16 protein-coding genes are annotated in these 16,168 nt (G+C 57.2%); 6 read left to right on the forward strand and 10 right to left on the reverse strand.

All coding sequences use genetic code 11. The features are described from left to right. Positions 1 to 6: 6 nt before the first annotated feature. The 8 genes from ACI514_RS09365 to ACI514_RS09400 all read right to left on the reverse strand — a co-directional run bounded on the left by ACI514_RS09365 (position 7) and on the right by ACI514_RS09400 (position 7,071). Positions 7 to 684, reverse strand: a complete 678-nt coding sequence (locus ACI514_RS09365; protein ID WP_405123604.1) for an energy-coupling factor ABC transporter permease — start codon at positions 682 to 684, stop codon at positions 7 to 9. Positions 685 to 743: 59 nt separating this feature from the next. After that, on the reverse strand, positions 744 to 1,184 hold the full coding sequence (locus ACI514_RS09370) for a nitrile hydratase accessory protein (RefSeq protein WP_405123605.1): 441 nt from the start codon (positions 1,182 to 1,184) through the stop codon (positions 744 to 746). Then, complete coding sequence (gene nthB / locus ACI514_RS09375) at positions 1,181 to 1,834, reverse strand: nitrile hydratase subunit beta (RefSeq protein WP_405123606.1); 654 nt, start codon at positions 1,832 to 1,834, stop codon at positions 1,181 to 1,183. The genes ACI514_RS09370 and nthB overlap by 4 nt, the downstream gene beginning before the upstream one ends. Before the next feature lie 19 nt (positions 1,835 to 1,853). Next, positions 1,854 to 2,486 (reverse strand): nitrile hydratase subunit alpha, encoded by a 633-nt coding sequence (gene nthA, locus ACI514_RS09380; RefSeq protein ID WP_405123607.1) that lies wholly within the window; start codon positions 2,484 to 2,486, stop codon positions 1,854 to 1,856. Between the two features lie 76 nt (positions 2,487 to 2,562). Further along, entirely contained in the window at positions 2,563 to 4,077 is a 1,515-nt protein-coding gene (locus ACI514_RS09385) for an amidase (RefSeq protein WP_405123608.1), read from the reverse strand. A 299-nt stretch (positions 4,078 to 4,376) separates the two neighbouring features. Continuing rightward, entirely contained in the window at positions 4,377 to 4,901 is a 525-nt protein-coding gene (locus ACI514_RS09390; RefSeq protein ID WP_405123609.1) for a group 1 truncated hemoglobin, read from the reverse strand. Between the two features lie 160 nt (positions 4,902 to 5,061). Then, positions 5,062 to 5,928 (reverse strand): transporter, encoded by an 867-nt coding sequence (locus tag ACI514_RS09395; RefSeq protein ID WP_405123610.1) that lies wholly within the window; start codon positions 5,926 to 5,928, stop codon positions 5,062 to 5,064. An 87-nt stretch (positions 5,929 to 6,015) separates the two neighbouring features. Continuing rightward, on the reverse strand, positions 6,016 to 7,071 hold the full coding sequence (locus tag ACI514_RS09400) for a phenylacetaldoxime dehydratase family protein (protein WP_085530704.1): 1,056 nt from the start codon (positions 7,069 to 7,071) through the stop codon (positions 6,016 to 6,018). 573 nt (positions 7,072 to 7,644) lie between these two features. Between ACI514_RS09400 and ACI514_RS09405 the strand changes: the two genes are divergently transcribed. Further along, positions 7,645 to 8,580 carry a helix-turn-helix domain-containing protein gene (locus ACI514_RS09405; protein ID WP_405123611.1) on the forward strand — a complete coding sequence of 312 codons (936 nt, stop codon included), beginning with the start codon at positions 7,645 to 7,647 and terminating at the stop codon, positions 8,578 to 8,580. 230 nt (positions 8,581 to 8,810) lie between these two features. On the opposite strand, the gene ACI514_RS09410 is transcribed toward ACI514_RS09405, so the two are convergent. Beyond that, positions 8,811 to 9,719: a carbohydrate kinase gene (locus ACI514_RS09410; protein WP_405123612.1), complete on the reverse strand. Its 909-nt coding sequence runs from the start codon at positions 9,717 to 9,719 to the stop codon at positions 8,811 to 8,813. Positions 9,720 to 9,780: 61 nt separating this feature from the next. Next, complete coding sequence (locus ACI514_RS09415; RefSeq protein ID WP_405124206.1) at positions 9,781 to 10,731, reverse strand: AraC family transcriptional regulator; 951 nt, start codon at positions 10,729 to 10,731, stop codon at positions 9,781 to 9,783. A gap of 292 nt (positions 10,732 to 11,023) precedes the next feature. Between ACI514_RS09415 and ACI514_RS09420 the strand changes: the two genes are divergently transcribed. Genes ACI514_RS09420 through ACI514_RS09440 form a run of 5 tightly spaced genes read left to right on the forward strand, consistent with a single transcriptional unit; the run spans position 11,024 to position 16,150 of the window. Further along, complete coding sequence (locus ACI514_RS09420) at positions 11,024 to 12,334, forward strand: ABC transporter substrate-binding protein (protein WP_405123613.1); 1,311 nt, start codon at positions 11,024 to 11,026, stop codon at positions 12,332 to 12,334. A 59-nt stretch (positions 12,335 to 12,393) separates the two neighbouring features. Continuing rightward, positions 12,394 to 13,320 carry a carbohydrate ABC transporter permease gene (locus ACI514_RS09425; RefSeq protein ID WP_405123614.1) on the forward strand — a complete coding sequence of 309 codons (927 nt, stop codon included), beginning with the start codon at positions 12,394 to 12,396 and terminating at the stop codon, positions 13,318 to 13,320. Between the two features lie 10 nt (positions 13,321 to 13,330). Continuing rightward, entirely contained in the window at positions 13,331 to 14,164 is an 834-nt protein-coding gene (locus ACI514_RS09430; RefSeq protein WP_405123615.1) for a carbohydrate ABC transporter permease, read from the forward strand. A 57-nt stretch (positions 14,165 to 14,221) separates the two neighbouring features. Beyond that, the gene (locus ACI514_RS09435; protein WP_405123616.1) at positions 14,222 to 15,319 is read left to right on the forward strand and encodes an ABC transporter ATP-binding protein; all 1,098 of its coding nucleotides are present in this window, start codon (positions 14,222 to 14,224) and stop codon (positions 15,317 to 15,319) included. Between the two features lie 57 nt (positions 15,320 to 15,376). Then, complete coding sequence (locus ACI514_RS09440) at positions 15,377 to 16,150, forward strand: L-iditol 2-dehydrogenase (RefSeq protein WP_405123617.1); 774 nt, start codon at positions 15,377 to 15,379, stop codon at positions 16,148 to 16,150. The last annotated feature ends 18 nt before the right edge of the window (positions 16,151 to 16,168 follow it).

Genomic DNA, 16,168 nt, shown 5'->3' on the forward strand with positions numbered 1-16,168 from the left:
GTCTACTCAGGTGGCTTGGTACAGTCGACGCTCGAGCAGCGTGCTACCACGAAGGCGATGGGTTGCCTTGACCCCGGCCAGCACGGCGAGGTCCAGCAGCGGTTCGAGAGTGATGACGGTCATGTAAGCACTGCCGAAGGTCAGAATTGACATGGCGTTTTCGGCTGTGAAGCCTTGTCCGTAGAAGGCCCAGAAGGCAACCCAGGCGACAATGCCCGCCTGGAAGGCGGTCGACAGCCCCAGAGCTTGTCTGTAGCTCAGCGCCACATACGGCGTGTCTGGCGCGATGATGTGTTTCGCCAGGGCAGCGACTGCGAACAGTGGTACCAGAAGGGTGGTGACGTTCATACCGTATTGCGGTAGATCGAATGGAGCGAAGAACAGGCTCTGGATCAGCAGCCCCAGGGCGAGCCCCGCCGCTGCGGGGGCGGCGCCCAGCAGCAGAAACAGCGTTGATCCCAGGATGAGATGCACTTCGGAAACACCGACTGGATAGTGCGGTAATAGCTCGAAGAAGCTGAATACCAGGGCCGTGGCGGTGATTGTGCGAGCCAGCAGCGAAAAGACACCACGCTCACCGATGGCTTGCGCAGCGAGTTTGAGGGTGTAGGCGCCGACACCTGCGGCAGTGACATAGCTCAGCCAGATTTTTCCAGCTTCCACCAGATTCGGTTCGATATGCATGACGATTGCTCCTTGGCCGCTTCGCGACCTCGAAAGTAAAAAATCGGCTGACTGCGGCGTCAGTTTGCGACACGGCTGATCGCTACCGGCTCGCGCCGTGGGAGGTGTTCGTGCTCGTGTCCATGAGGCGGTGGGCAACTCGCATTGAGCAGCGTGACCGGTTGTCCGTGGGGGGTGTTCAAGTAAGCTTGGTGCCATTCCTCGCTGCGCTGGGTGATGTCTTCCATATCCGCTAAACCGAGTGTGGTGACCATTCTTTCCATGGCTGCGATCCATTGCCGGTAGTAAGTGTCGTTGACGCTTTCTCCGGGCTGCGCCGGGCTCGCCTTGATCTCGTCGCTGAATACCTGCACCCAGTCCTTCCAGGGAAACAGACCGATTTGGTGCAGGTGTAGCAGCAGGGAAAAAGCCTGGGCCTGCCAAGGTTTGTCGAACACCGGGCCTTCATCGTCGAGAGACAGGCCGGCTATTGGGGGGATGTGACGCATGCTGGCGTTCATACGGCCTCCAGATAGTTGTCCCAAAGATCAATGCAAACACTGTCCGGTCGCGCCACTCCCCACAATTCTGTAGCACTGAAGCGAACGGCATAGACCTGTTGGGGTTGCTCGCCTAGACCGTGGGCCATCTTGTCTGGGGTGGCAAACGCGCCATGTGCAATCTCGATGGTCCCGACCTTGCCGCGCGCGTAGCGCGGCAGTCGGGTGTGAGTGGTTGGATTGAGGTTCTTCGTCCGCACCCGGTCACCGACCCGGAAGCGGCCGCTGACAGCTTCCTTTGCCCTGGATGAAGCGCCTCCAAGGATCACCGCCTCGACGATGTCCGGTGTGAGCACCGTTGGCGGCTGTGCCGGTAAGGTCGGCTTGACCGTACCCTGCAGTTCGGCAGCGCTGATCACGCCTTTTTCCTGCAGCAGGGTCTCGAAGGCGTGAAGCCAGTGTTCGTAGTAACTCGACTGCAAGTATTCAGCCGGTTCCATGCGTTCAATGGAGTGTCGGAACTCGTCGACATTGAAGTGTCCGCCGACGAAGAGCGAAGCGAACAGCGGAAAGATCCTGCGCTCCCAGTCGTGATGGAAGACGGGTTCATTTTCTTCAGTGAGCACTGGGCCGAAACCGTGCATACCGCCTAAGTCGTGTACACCGTTCATGGTTTTCTCCTTCTCAGGTTCAGGCTTCGTCGCCCGGCGTCTTCGGCAGGCCAGTGCCGATCATGGCGTCACGCGTCACCAGCTCGACCAATCGTTCCTCGCTCCAGCCGTCAGTGCCCGCCGGCCGTTCCGGCAGTACTAGGTAGCGCAACTCCGCACTGCTGTCCCAGACGCGAACTTCCTTGTCGTTGGGAATAATCAAACCGAATTCGGCCAGCACCCCGCGCGGATCGATGACTATCCGTGACCGATAGTGCGCGGATTTGTACCAGACCGGTGGCAGACCCAAGGTCGGCCAGGGGTAGCAGGAGCACAGCGTGCAGACCGTCACGTTGTGCACGGTCGCGGTGTTTTCCACCACCACCATGTCTTCGCCCTGCACGCCGGAAAAGCCCAGTTCGGCAATCGCCGCGGTGGCATCTTCCAGCAGCCGATGTTTGTAATTGGGATCGAACCAGGCCTTGGCGACCACCCGAGCGCCGTTGCGCGGGCCGATCTTGTGCTGGTAAGTGTCCACCAGAGCATCCATGGCGGTTGGGTCGACCAAGCCCTTTTCGATCAACAAGGATTCGAGCGCCTTGACACGCAAGGCGATGGATTCAGGAGGCTGGGTGTGATCGTGGTCGTGGTGATGTTCGTGGGTGTGGCTCATGTGTTGACTCCTCTGAAGTTGATACTCACTTTCAGTGCTACTTGCCGGTGTTTGCTCGCCAATGCGATACGCAGGTTCACAACGTCCGCCAATCAACAGAAGCCTCGAATGCTGCAGCAGCCTGATAGAGGGTGCCTTCGGCATAATGTTTTCCGACTAACATCAGTCCCACGGGCAGTCCGTCCACCAAGCCACAAGGAATCGACATGGCGGGGTGCCCCGTAATGTCTTGCGCGGCCGTATTTCCAAGCATCTCCAACGCCCGCGTGACGGTATCGATGATTGAAGCACCCGGTTCAGGGAGCGGCTGGGCGGTGATTGGCACGGTCGGCATGACGAGCAGGTCATAGGTGTTCAACGCCTTGTCATAGGCCGCTCGGGCAAAGCGCGCAATGTTCTGGGCCTTGGCGTAGTAGCGACCGTTGTAGCGCTCCAGACCGAACTGACCCACGAACATGCAAAGCTTGAGTGATGGCGACAACGCGTTCGCCTGATTGCGCCAACCGGCCTGTTTGTCCAGCAGGCCCACGTCGTAAAGCCCCTTCCAGTTAAAACCCGCTCCGTTACCGTGCATCATTTGCATGGTCAGGCCTTCACAGCCGATGGGGCTCCACAACGATCCCGCCAGGATGTGTTCGGGAACCGATACCTCCTCGACCCGCGCGCCCAAAGCCTCGAGCCGGGCGATAGCGGCGCGCACCTTTTCTGCGATACGTTGATCCTGGTTAGCGAGTTGGAAGCCTTCCTGGAGGATCCCGATCCGGAGTTCGGTCACGCCTCGTTCTAAGTAATCGCTATAGGCATCGATCTCGGGAGCGGTCTGGCGGGGGTCGAGTCCGTCCGCTCCAGCCATCGCTTCAAGCATGAGAGCGTTATCGCGTACGTTGCTCGTCATGGGGCCTACATGGTCGAAAGTTGCCTCGATCGCCATGACGCCGGTATAGGGAACCAGACCGAAGGTGGGCTTCATTCCGTAAATGCCGCACCATGCTGCCGGAATGCGGATGGAGCCGCCCTGGTCTCCTCCGACAGCCAGATCGACCTCGCCCGACGCCACAAGCGCCGCGCTGCCGGAAGACGAACCGCCGGTCGTGAAACCATGACGAAAAGGGTTGTGCACAGGCGCTGGGTCTGAGGTATGGCTACCACCGGAGAGGCAGTAATGTTCACAAGTAGCTTTGCCGAGGATGGTTGCTCCAGCGTCGAGCAGACGCGTCACCACGGTGGCATCAAACGACGGTACGAAGCCCTCCAGTGGCGCGGCGCCGTTCATCATCGGGACACCGGCCAGAGAGATATTGTCTTTGAGCGCGACTGTCTTGCCAGCGAGCTTGCCCGAACTGGCGCCCATCAACTCAGTTCGGTAATACCAAGCGTTCAGCGGATTTTCCGTGCTTGAAGGGCGATAACCAGAGCTGCGCTCGTAGCGCACTGGTGGGATGAAATCAGGCAACTCATCGACTAGGTCGTAGGCATCGAAACTGGATTGCATCAGTGCCAGGTATTCGCTGGCTTGCTCGGGTGTCAGTTGTATGTGCAGGCGGCTGGCGAGATCTTGCACTTGTTCGAGCGTCGGGCGAATGATGGCCATGGGGGTGTCCTGTTTCCTGTGCCAACCCGCAGGATTGGCAATGTCTGTTCAAACGTCATCTGGGGACGCCCGGGCACGGTGCGCACTGTCGGCGAAGTCGCGGCTGGGCCGGTATAAAGCTATCTCCGCACATTGAGCGGTGCTTGGCTGAGGAGGACATTCGCTTGGTTGTGCGGGACTCGGGTGCCCGTTTTTTTATAGCCACACCACGGTAGACGCCGGCTGCCAGAGCGAGCTCTCGGCAGCCTGGAGGGCATGTATACGCCTCAGGGGTGTGGCTCAGGTTGTTGAATAACGTGTCAACTCCCTGATTCAGGCGTGGCCGGTTTCTCAGATGACTTCCCGGGTTTTGGCCAGACAACCCCAACGCTTCTCATGCCTTTGGCGGGGTCCATTTCCGGGTGCGCGAGTACGACGTCCCGATAGGAGGGGCTCCCGATCACGGCCGGTTTGAACTTGATGAGGAAGTCATTGACCTCTTTGCGCAGATCCGGGGCCAGCCTGTAGTCGTCGTAGCACGCCTCGAGACAATCGAGCACGGCTTGCCAGTGCACCTCGGTCAGACCCATCCCGCGATGCGCGGTGACCATGTCTCTACCCCGGTATTTGGCGCTTCCACCCCAGTGCTCGGAAAGGAAATCGACAAAATTGATGTGTTCCTTTTGGAACGTCGATTCCGACATATGGGCCCAGATGTGCCCGATGGCGGGGTGCCCCATTGTTTTTCTCAACACTGCGCCGGCGAACTGATAAATAGCGTCGTAGCCGCCAAGACGGGTATAGAGGGAGGGTTGTTGTTCCAGGGTGGGTTGCTGGTCGGTCATTGTCTGGTTACTCCGTTTCGGGTGAGAGGCATCTCATTAGCCAACTGTCGCGTTGGCACGATTGATACGGGATGCGAGGTCTTGCGACGGATCCAGGTTGAATTCGCCGTTGGGCGCACGCTTGGTTGGTAAGGACAACGGGTGGTAGAGACGGGCGGGTCTAAAAGACCCTGACGTAGCGCAGGTTCATGCGAAAGTCCTCTTTGGGGCCGTTCTCCACCGCAAGGTCGCGTCCAAGTTGCACCTGGAGCTGGTCCTTGGCGGTGAAAAACTTTCTGGCCGTGACACGGAAGTTGGTGGTTTCCATCCTGTCGTTCTGGTTGACGCCATCGATCTGGTTTTCCCCGCCCCAACTGTGGCCGAAGCCAATAGCCAGCGCAGTGGTCTCGTCGGGCATGTAGCGCCCCATTAACTGAGCGCCGTAGGAAACGTCCTGCTCCCGGCGGGCAGAGCTGGCGCCGAAGTCGTTGTTGTCTCCGTACCAGATGGCGTCACCGACGAGGTCGATGGCCCACTTCTCCGTGAAGTGCTTGACGTAAGCGGCCTGGAGATCAACCTTCCAACGGTTCTCGCCAAGGTTGAGCGCGTCGTCTTTGTCATAGTCGCCAGTCGGCACGTACAAGTAAGCAGTCGCGCCGAGGGTGTCGTTGGCGTCGTTGAGACGGTACTTGAGCGGCGCTGTAAGAATGAGGTCGCCGATGCCGCTGGCGTCGCCCAGACCAGAAGCGTCACCTCCGCCTGAGACATGACCGAAGGGCAACAGGAATTGCGGCTCGATGGTCAGCCGCTCGCTCAACTGGTAGATGTGTAGCAGACGCAGGATGCCAACATCGGACGTCAGGTTGAAATCGGAACTGGTCTTGTGCCCCTGGGAGTAGGCATTGTCCGTGGTGGAGTGCTGGTAGTAGAGCACGCCGATGGTCGCTCCAACGGGGAGCGGCTCGTAATCGCCAGGATCCACCTCGAGAGCGTGAGAGGAAAGGCTGGGGAGGAGGGCTGCGAGCGACAGGTAGCGGAACTGTTTCATGATCGAAGAACCTTTTTTCGGGCAAAAAGAGCCCCGCTATCGCCAGTCAGGCAACGCGCAGGGCTAAAAGTGGAGTCAGCGATGAAGTCAGGTGGGCGACACTTGCGCGTCGCGCATCATTCCAGTCTGCGGGTGGCAGTTGATGTACTCGAACAGTTGCTGGCTACCGTCCGCTACCGAGACCTCGTGATACAGCCGCAGCTTCGAAAGGCCTCCGATCACTCGGAAAAAAGTGGTGAAAATACGTAAGTGAGTGGGATGGGATTCTGCCCAGCGCTCCAGTTTGTCGAGCGATCGCCAGTGACCGATGTCATAGGCGATGTCGAGGAGATTGCCATCAAGGTCGATATTGCGTACGAAGCGGTTGCTATAGCAGCCCAGCGCCTGCCCCTCGTCACGCAGGAAGTTCATGCCGTCTTGCAGTGGCGGCAGCATCTCGTTGAAATAGAGCGCGCGCTCTTCCTCGCCGGCCTCGACCCAGTCTTGCCCAGAGCGGATCAGCGTCAGGTTGTCGTGGCCGCGTACCACGACCCTACCGCCTTTGGCGGGATCGCCTGAAATGACTTGCAGTTCGCTGGTCGGCTGCATCCAGTCGGTCTGTGAGATAGCAAAGCGGTCGCGCGCCGAGCCCCAGTAGCCGTGCTCCTCAATCTCGCCGCTGATGCCGTCCATGACCGCGCCGACACCTGGCAAATCGTCCTTGAATGCATACAGCGTCTCGAACTGCTCGGCACGTGGTGCGATGACCTCGCGGAAATACCCCAGCCCCTCGTTCAGGCGTGCCTCGTCGCCCCACCAGTCGGCTACAGGTGCTGAAAGTAACCAGCGGTGATAGGCGGCGGGATCACGCCAGTAGCCCACGGCGATGAAGTTTCCATAACCCTGATTGTCGAGGTGGTAGGTCAGGTCATGATTCCCAGGGCCATCGGCGAGGGCAAAGCTGGCGTCTATGTAGCGCATGGCCTGCAGGGCGGCGGCGCGTTGTTCGTCGCGAAATTGCACCCCGAGGTAGGCCATCACAACTTGCTTCACGTTTTCGTCAGCTCGCCCCACAAACATCGGGAAAGGTGGCTTGTAATCGTCGTGAACACGACGGGACAAAGTCCGGGGACATTTGAGATGTTTATCGATTGCAGATTCCATGGGGGGCTCCTTTATTTCCGTCTCAAACGGGCGGTTCGCTGTTCTACATTCCAGTGGCTGTTGTTGTTTTGCGGTGGGTATTACTCCATCGGCGTTGCAGCACCAAGGTCCCGAGCTGCACCAGGTAAGTGGCAAACTCTTCGGGTGCCATGTCCCATCGCTGTAAAAACCAGGATGAATCGGACAGCCGCTGCTGTTCTCGTAGTTGCATGACCCACCTCGTCATTCGTGTTTGTAGGGACTACGGCATGGAGTGAAAACTATCGAGGGGAGATGGAATGCGCTTGGCTCGAATGGACAACCGTTTGGTTAAAAAGGACAGGTGTAAATGGCCGGCATATCTATGCCCAGCAATGGTGCGGGGCTCGTGAAATAAGGGGCGATTCGCCCCGAGAAGTTGCAAGGAGACTGTCTAGGAAGATCTACCCACTCATACGCCAGCCAAGTATTTCGGTTGCCATCGTGTAGTGCGTCTGGCAGCTGGAATAAGGCCCTGGGGTGGCCTGCTAATTGCTTGGCTCGCAAAAACGTTACCCCGCTTTTTTGTTGAATCGCTGCCGATAGGTGAATGCAATGAGCCAGACATGTCACTATTCGACCCTTGCCGTAACGGCACCACTCCGCTTCGATTACTGGAAAGATGTGGTCTGTCATCACTGCCTGGACGCCGACAGCAAACTGCTGGCGCAGAGCGATTTCGATGGCGTGTTGGAGGTGCATAGCATGGGGGCATTGGACATTTGCACGTTGTCCGCACCCTTGCACTATTGGGAGCGGTCCGCCCAGCACCTACGCAGTGATCCTAATGACGATTTGTGGTTGGGCTTTACCAGGAGCGGTTATGGCGAACTGGAACAGGCTGACCGACGGACGAAGCTCACCGCGGACGATCTGTTTCTTTATGACGCATCCCAGCCGTTCAGATTCAGCTTTGGTGGTACCGACAATCACCTTGTCCGCATTCCGCGACAGCTGCTCAGTCAGCGGTTGCCCGGCATAGCAGATTGCACCGCTGTGGTTCTGGATGATCGTCGCCCAGGGGTGATTCCGTTACGCGAGATGTTACGCCAAGCCGCAGGTATGCCTTCAGGTTTCCATAACTCAGGAATATCCAGTCGTTACTCCAGCACGTTGCTCGACCTTCTGGTGGTTAGCCTGGAACTCCAGGATTTAAAGCAGACTCATGACGAGCTGGACCTGTATGGCCGGATCATGAAATACATCCACCAATATTTGACCGAAGTGGACCTGTCGCTCGAACGCATTGCTCAAGCTCACCATGTCTCTACGCGAACTGTGACGCGCGCTTTTGCTCGTCATCAGAAATCGCCGGTCGCGGAAATTTGGAAGGCGCGATTGCTCGCGAGCCGCGACGCTATTGAGCGCGGTCAAGTTCGCAGTATTTCTCAGGCGGCGCTGGATTTCGGCTTCTCCGACTTCTCTCATTTCAGCCACGCTTTTCGCAAGGCATTTGGCATTGCACCTCACACTCTCATGCGGCGAGAGTAACATCGGGTAGCCTTATCGTTTCTGAAATGACAGACAGTTGAAGGTGATCATTTGCCGAAGCGTAGTACCAGCGCTGATAACAGCTTCGCATGCGCTGCTGCATGACAAACCAAGTGAAAACATTTCAACCTCGCTCGTGATTGACATTGGACACTCTTGGGAAACTGAATTAACGAGTATCTTGAGCCCCGCCTGCTGATCAAAGGCGGTACTCTATGCGAGCTTCCGCACTAGTGGCGCATGTGACTTGACAGCAAGTTGTTCACTTCTTCACGGCCAGGCGCGTAAGACCCTGCATGTGAGCAAGACACCGACGCACAAGCCGCGGAGAACTCCAATCGTGCACGCGGCTCTTGAAAGCCTAGAAGTGTCGAGGCGAGCCAGCCGGCCATACTCGAATCGCCGGCACCCACCGTATCAGCGACCTCAACGGCGATCGCGGGCTGTTCAAACTTTAGATCGGCGTCATACAACACCATGCCTTTCGCTCCACGGGTGAAAAGAATCTGGGCACGAGTATTCATTGTTCGCAATTCTCGAAGGGCCTGTTCTTCGTTCAATCCAGGGTATATCTGGCGAAGATCCTCATCCGAGAGCTTGATGATGTCTGCAAGCTCCACCATGGACGGGAAAGTCAGCTCGCGGTAGCGGGTGTCCATCAGGTTGCGCCAGTTCGGGTCATAGCTAATCAGCTTGCCTTCTTCCTTGGCCCTCCTGGCCACCTCAACAAGCCTGTCCCCCAGTGGCTGACGGGCAAGGCTGATACAGCTGAAGTGACAGAGTCGAGCGGCATCCAACCAACCTGCCGGAAGTTGGTCGACATCAAAAAGAAGATCGGCCTCGCCCGCAAAGAAATACCGGGGAGGGTGGCTGGATGGCACGATCGCTACCAGAGGGTCAGCGTCAACTCTCTGGAGGAATCTCATGTCCAGGCCGGCCGCCTTCGATTGTTGTGCGATCTCATCGCCCAATGAGTCGGTACTGATCGAGCCGGCGAATGCAGTGGGCACGCCGAGGCGGCTCATCGCGCGGGCCACGTTCCAGGGGGCGCCACCCGGATAGCCCTGCCACCGTCCGGGCGAGTGTTGAACCACGTCGGTCAGTGCTTCACCAAACACCACTACGCTCGGCAATTGCATATTCATTCTCTCTTGTATCGGGCTGGGGACACTCTCGTGTGTCACATCGATAGACTTGGTCTCACCGCACCTGCGTGATCGGTAGCGGTGGGTGAGCACTGTCTCGGTTGAAGAGCTTCACGGCAGTGATACGCCGGTAGTCGCTCGGGGTCTGATGCATTTCATGACGGAAGTGGCGATTGAAATTGGAGACGTTTTCGTATCCGACCTCAAAGCAGATTTCCGCGACCGAAAGCTGTGTCTGGACGAGTAGCCTACATGCACGCTGGATACGCAGCTTGCGCATCAGGTCCATGAATCCGTGGCCAGTGATTCGTTTGAAAAAGCGCGAAAAACCGGCCTCACTCATTCCAACCCGCTCTGCGATGACGGTTAGCCGGACGTCGGACGTGAGCTCATTGATCAGGTAGTCGAATGCCTGATTGATTCGCTCCGAGCTGCGCTCGTTCAGTGAAGGCGAGTAGCAGGCGCTGGCCAATACCCGAGTTTCTCGCTTTGGCGCTCTTGCGAGGATACCTATCAGTTGCAGGAACATGATCAGCCGCTGAAGCCCCGTCGCCTCGCCGATTGCCTCAAGCAGCAAAGCCGCTTCGACGGCTGTCCTCCCAGTAAATTCGATACCGCGTCGTGCCATCTCAAACAGCGTTTTCAGCTCCGATAGCTCAGGCAATGAACCTCGGAGGTCGAGCAGGGCGGCGCCATCAAACTGCAGCACCACGTCGCGGCCTGCGAGCTGTTCTCCCGGCGCGATATCTCCCATCCAGTCATGGGGAAGGCCTGGGCCGATCAGTGCGACATGACCTTCGGTGAAGGGTCCGATGTAATCGCCGGCCAAAAGCTTGCCGCTTCCTTTTCGAATCAGGTGGATTTCATATTCTGGATGGTGGTTCCAGCGGGCGAGGGCGTATGGATAGTCGTGTTCGTACCATCGAAAGCTCTGGTCGGGTTCGGGAAGGATGACTTCAAGGTCGGCGGGTCGGTGCTCGAACAAAGCAGCGCGGTTATCAGGCATCTCGTGCCCCTTTTTATAGTTATGCGGTGGATCGAATGCGCCAACCATACGCCGAATTCCTTCGGGACTGCTAGCCCAGCTATTGCAGCTTGTTGATACTTTTTTGACCCTCGCGGCTGCCGGTTATCGCGATCAAAAAAGTATCGATTAAGCGTCCGCGATTCGTTTGAGGGTGGGGCGCGCAGGTGATCTAATCAATTCGCCCACCACTGCAATGCGGTCGTGTTTTGCTCACAAGTGGTGAACAACAACAATAATAGCTCCGGTCATCTGGCTTGGAGTGGAGAGCCCCATGAAGATTACGAATGCGCTAATTCTTTCTACTGGTCTGTCATTCGCCCTTGCCAGCCATGCCGCTGAGACGCTGACCATCGCGACGGTCAACAACGGCGACATGATCCGAATGCAACGGCTATCCAAGGTCTTCGAGCAGCAGCATCCCGACATCAAACTGAACTGGGTCGTGCTCGAAGAGAACGTTCTGCGTCAGCGCCTGACCACTGACATTGCCACTCAAGGTGGCCAGTTCGACGTGTTGACCATTGGTACCTACGAGACCCCGATGTGGGGTGCCAAGAACTGGCTAGAGCCGATGAAGGACCTCCCGGCCGGCTACGAAGTCGACGATATCTTTCCTGCCGTGCGTCAGGGCCTTTCCGTTAACGATACGCTCTACGCATTGCCGTTCTACGGCGAAAGCACCATCACCTACTACCGCACCGATCTGTTCAAGGGTGCAGGATTGACGATGCCGGAACAGCCGACCTGGTCGCAACTGGGCGAGTTCGCTGCCAAGCTCAATGATCCTTCGAAGGATCAATATGGCATGTGCTTGCGTGGCAAAGCTGGCTGGGGCGAAAACATGGCCTTGCTTACGACGATGGCCAACGCCTTCGGGGCGCGTTGGTTCGATGAGAAATGGCAGCCTGAATTCAGTGGTCCTGAGTGGAAGGCAGCAGCGACGTTTTATATTGATACTCTGAAGAAATACGGGCCTCCGGGAGTATCCAGTAACGGGTTCAACGAAACACTGGCCCTTTTCAACAGTGGAAAATGCGCGATTTGGGTTGATGCAAGCGTGGCTGGATCTTTCACCACCGATAAGGAGCAAAGCCGGGTAGTAGACAGCGTAGGCTTCGCTCCTGCGCCTATTGAGGTTACCGACAAGGGGTCCTCGTGGTTATATGCCTGGTCATTGGCAATTCCCGCCACCTCCAAGCACAAAGAGGCTGCCAAATCGTTCGTCACCTGGGCAACCTCCAAAGAGTACATCCAACTCGTGACCGACAAGGATGGCATCACGAACGTGCCACCCGGTACACGCATCTCGACCTACAGCGACGCTTACCTCAAGGCCGCGCCGTTTGCTCAGGTAACGTTGCAAATGATGAAGCACGCTGACCCCTCGAAGCCTTCAGCCAAACCTGTGCCCTACGTAGGCATTCAGTACGTGGTGATCCCCGAGTTTCAATCGATCGGTACATCTGTAGGCAAGCTTTTCTCCGCAGCATTGACAGGACAAATGTCGGTTGAGCAAGCGCTGGCTTCTGCCCAGTCCACAACCGAGCGCGAGATGAAGCGTGCGGGCTATCCCAAAAAATAAATAGCCCCTTACCTCCGCCGGCTTAGCGCCGGCGGTCACAGCCGCACAGGTAAATAATCATGAACACTTCCATTATTCGAGCCCAGCTTGCGGCCTCGGCGCCATCACGCGCACGCCGTTTGATCAATCCAGGATGGTTTCTGGTGTCGCCATCGGTTGCACTTTTATTGCTCTGGATGATCGTGCCGCTGGCCATGACCGTTTATTTTTCGGTGATTCGGTACAACCTGCTCAATCCAGGGGAAAACGAGTTCGTTGGCCTGGAAAACTTTGCCTATTTCGTGACAGATTCGGGTTTTCTTCCCGGAGCGCTTAACACGTTGATATTGGTGGGCAGCGTGCTGATGATCAGCGTGATTTTTGGTGTCTTGATTGCAGCCTTGCTTGAGGCGAGCGAGTTCTTTGGACGCGGCATAGTCAGGGTGCTGCTCATTTCGCCGTTTTTTATCATGCCGACCGTGGGTTCGCTGATCTTCAAGAACCTGATCTTCCACCCTGTCTCCGGGATCCTCGCGACGGTATGGAAATTCTTCGGGGCACAACCCGTCGATTGGCTGGCTCATTACCCACTTTTCTCGATCATTGTCATCGTTTCCTGGCAGTGGTTGCCTTTTGCGATCTTGTTGCTGATGACCGCTATGCAGTCGCTCGATCAAGAGCAGAAGGAGGCCGCTCGCTTGGATGGGGCGGGTGCCCTGGCCATCTTCTGGCACTTGACCCTGCCACATTTGGCCAGGCCCATTGCCGTGGTGGTGATGATCGAGACGATTTTCCTGTTGTCGGTTTTTGCAGAAATCTTCACCACGACAAATGGCGGACCTGGGTTCGCTTCGACCAACCTCGCCTATCTGATTTACAACCAGGCACTGGTGCAGTTCGATGTGGGCATGGCCTCGGCCGGTGGCCTGATTGCGGTGGTGATCGCCAACATCGCGGCGATTGTGCTGGTGCGCATGATTGGCAAGAACCTGACCGACAAATCCTGAGGACAACGCCATGATGACGCTCAAACAATCCCGGTCCCTGCAAAGCGTACTGCTCGGCACCTTGGCCTGGGTCACCGCTTTGCTGTTGTTCTTTCCGATCTTCTGGATGGTGCTTACCAGTTTCAAGACAGAGATCGACGCCTTCGCTACGCCGCCACAGTTCATCTTCATGCCTACGCTGGAGAATTACTTGCACATCCAGGAGCGCAGTGACTACTTCCACTTCGCGTGGAACTCGGTGCTGATTTCCTTCTCTGCTACAGCGGTGTGCATGCTGATCGCGGTGCCGGCGGCCTACTCGATGGCGTTCTATGAGACCAAGCGCACCAAGCAGACGCTGCTTTGGATGCTATCGACCAAGATGCTTCCTCCAGTTGGGGTGCTCATGCCTATTTACCTTCTGGCGAAGGGGGCGGGGTTGCTGGATACCCGGATCGCGCTGATCGTGATCTACACCCTGATCAACCTGCCAATCGTGGTGTGGATGATTTACACGTACTTCAAAGACATCCCCCGCGAGATTCTGGAGGCGGCCAGACTGGACGGCGCGACCCTGGGGCAGGAGATGCTGCGCGTGCTGCTGCCCATCAGCAAGGGTGGGTTGGCCTCGACCATGCTGCTGTCGATGATCCTGTGCTGGAACGAGGCCTTCTGGTCGCTCAACCTGACGAGCTCCAGCGCCGCGCCTCTGACCGCGCTGATCGCTTCCTACTCGAGCCCCGAGGGGTTGTTCTGGGCGAAGCTTTCCGCGGTTTCCACGTTGGCTTGCGCACCTATCTTGATCTTCGGCTGGATCAGCCAGAAGCAACTGGTTCGTGGGCTGTCCTTCGGTGCCGTCAAATGATGACGTCGAGCATCCACTGAATTCGCGAAGGCTCCAATTTCATACAGGACTTTACGCATGGCCACTTTGAAAATAGAAAATCTCAAGAAGGGTTTCGAGGGACTGTCCATCATCAAGGGCATCGATCTCGAGGTTAAGGACAAGGAGTTTGTGGTATTCGTAGGGCCTTCGGGGTGTGGAAAGTCGACCCTGTTGCGCCTGATTGCAGGTTTGGAAGACGTCACGAGCGGTACGATCGAGCTCGACGGCCGAGACATCACTGAGGTGACTCCTGCCAAGCGAGACCTGGCCATGGTATTCCAGACCTATGCTCTGTATCCGCACATGACGGTACGCAAGAATTTGTCATTTGCCTTGGATCTGGCCGGTGAGAAGAAGCCGGATGTGGAAAGGAAGGTCGCTGAGGCCGCAAGGATTCTCGAACTTGGTTCTCTACTCGACCGCAAGCCTAAGCAGTTGTCAGGTGGTCAGCGCCAACGAGTCGCGATTGGACGTGCGATTGTCCGAAACCCGAAGATTTTCCTTTTCGACGAGCCTCTGTCGAACCTTGATGCTGCCCTTCGTGTACAGACGCGCCTGGAGCTGTCCCGACTGCATAAGGAACTGCAGGCAACCATGATCTACGTGACCCATGACCAAGTCGAGGCCATGACGCTCGCCACCAAGGTGGTTGTGCTTAACGCAGGACGGATCGAGCAGATTGGCTCGCCGCTCGAGCTCTACCATCATCCTGCCAACCTATTCGTTGCCGGCTTCCTTGGGACACCAAAAATGGGATTCTTGCAGGCGACTGTGCATGCCGTGCATGCATCGGGGGTTGAGGTTGGATTCGCCTCTGGAACCACTTTGCTCATTCCACGCGACAGCAGTGCATTGTCGGTCGGGCAAACCGTGACGATCGGGATACGGCCGGAGCATTTGACCCTAGGCGCTGAAGGCCATGTGCCGGTCACGACGGATGTCACCGAGCGCCTGGGCAGCGATACCTTCTGCCACGTAAATGTCGATTCAGGAGAAAGCCTGACGGTACGTGTCCAGGGGGATTGCGAAGTGCCGTACGCCGCCCGGCGCTATCTCACCCTCGATGTCGCTCATTGCCATCTATTTGATGAGAGCGGTCTTTCGGTAAGCCCTGCGGCATCACGCGCAGCCTGACTTCCATCAGGCGCGTTCTTTCGATGAAGCGCGCCACGAACCACAAAGGTAGATTCAATGAAACGTCTCGAAAGTAAAAGCGCTTTGATCACTGGTTCCGCGCGCGGTATTGGCCGCTCGTTTGCCCAGGCCTATATCGGTGAAGGCGCTACGGTCGCTATCGCCGACATCAATCTGGAAAGAGCTCAAGCGACAGCCTCCGAGCTTGGGCCGCAAGCTTACGCGGTGGAGATGGACGTTACCCGCCAGGCGTCCATAGATGCAGCAATCGCCGAGGTTGTTGCCCACGCAGGAAAGCTGGACATCCTTGTGAACAACGCGGCGTTGTTCGATCTTGCACCGATCACCGAGATCACTCGAGAAAGCTACGACAAGCTTTTTGCAATCAATGTCAGCGGGACGCTGTTCACGCTTCAGGCAGCAGCGAAGCAGATGATCAGTCAGGGGCATGGCGGGAAGATCATCAACATGGCCAGCCAGGCGGGTCGCCGCGGTGAGGCGCTGGTAGGCGTCTATTGCGCCACTAAGGCGGCCGTCATCAGCCTTACGCAGTCTGCTGGCCTCAACCTCATCAAGCACAATATCAATGTCAATGCGATCGCCCCGGGGGTTGTCGATGGCGAACACTGGGACGGTGTCGACGCGCTCTTCGCCAAACACGAGAACCGACCACTAGGTGAGAAGAAGCGGCTGGTCGGCCTTGAAGTTCCGTATGGGAGAATGGGTACGGCAGAGGATCTGGTAGGAATGGCTATTTTCCTGGCGGGCTCGGAGAGCGATTACATCGTCGCACAAACGTACAACGTCGATGGTGGGAACTGGATGAGCTGAGTGCAGAAGGAGGGGCGG

This window comes from Pseudomonas sp. M20 (assembly GCF_045037865.1).
GTDB lineage: Bacteria > Pseudomonadota > Gammaproteobacteria > Pseudomonadales > Pseudomonadaceae > Aquipseudomonas.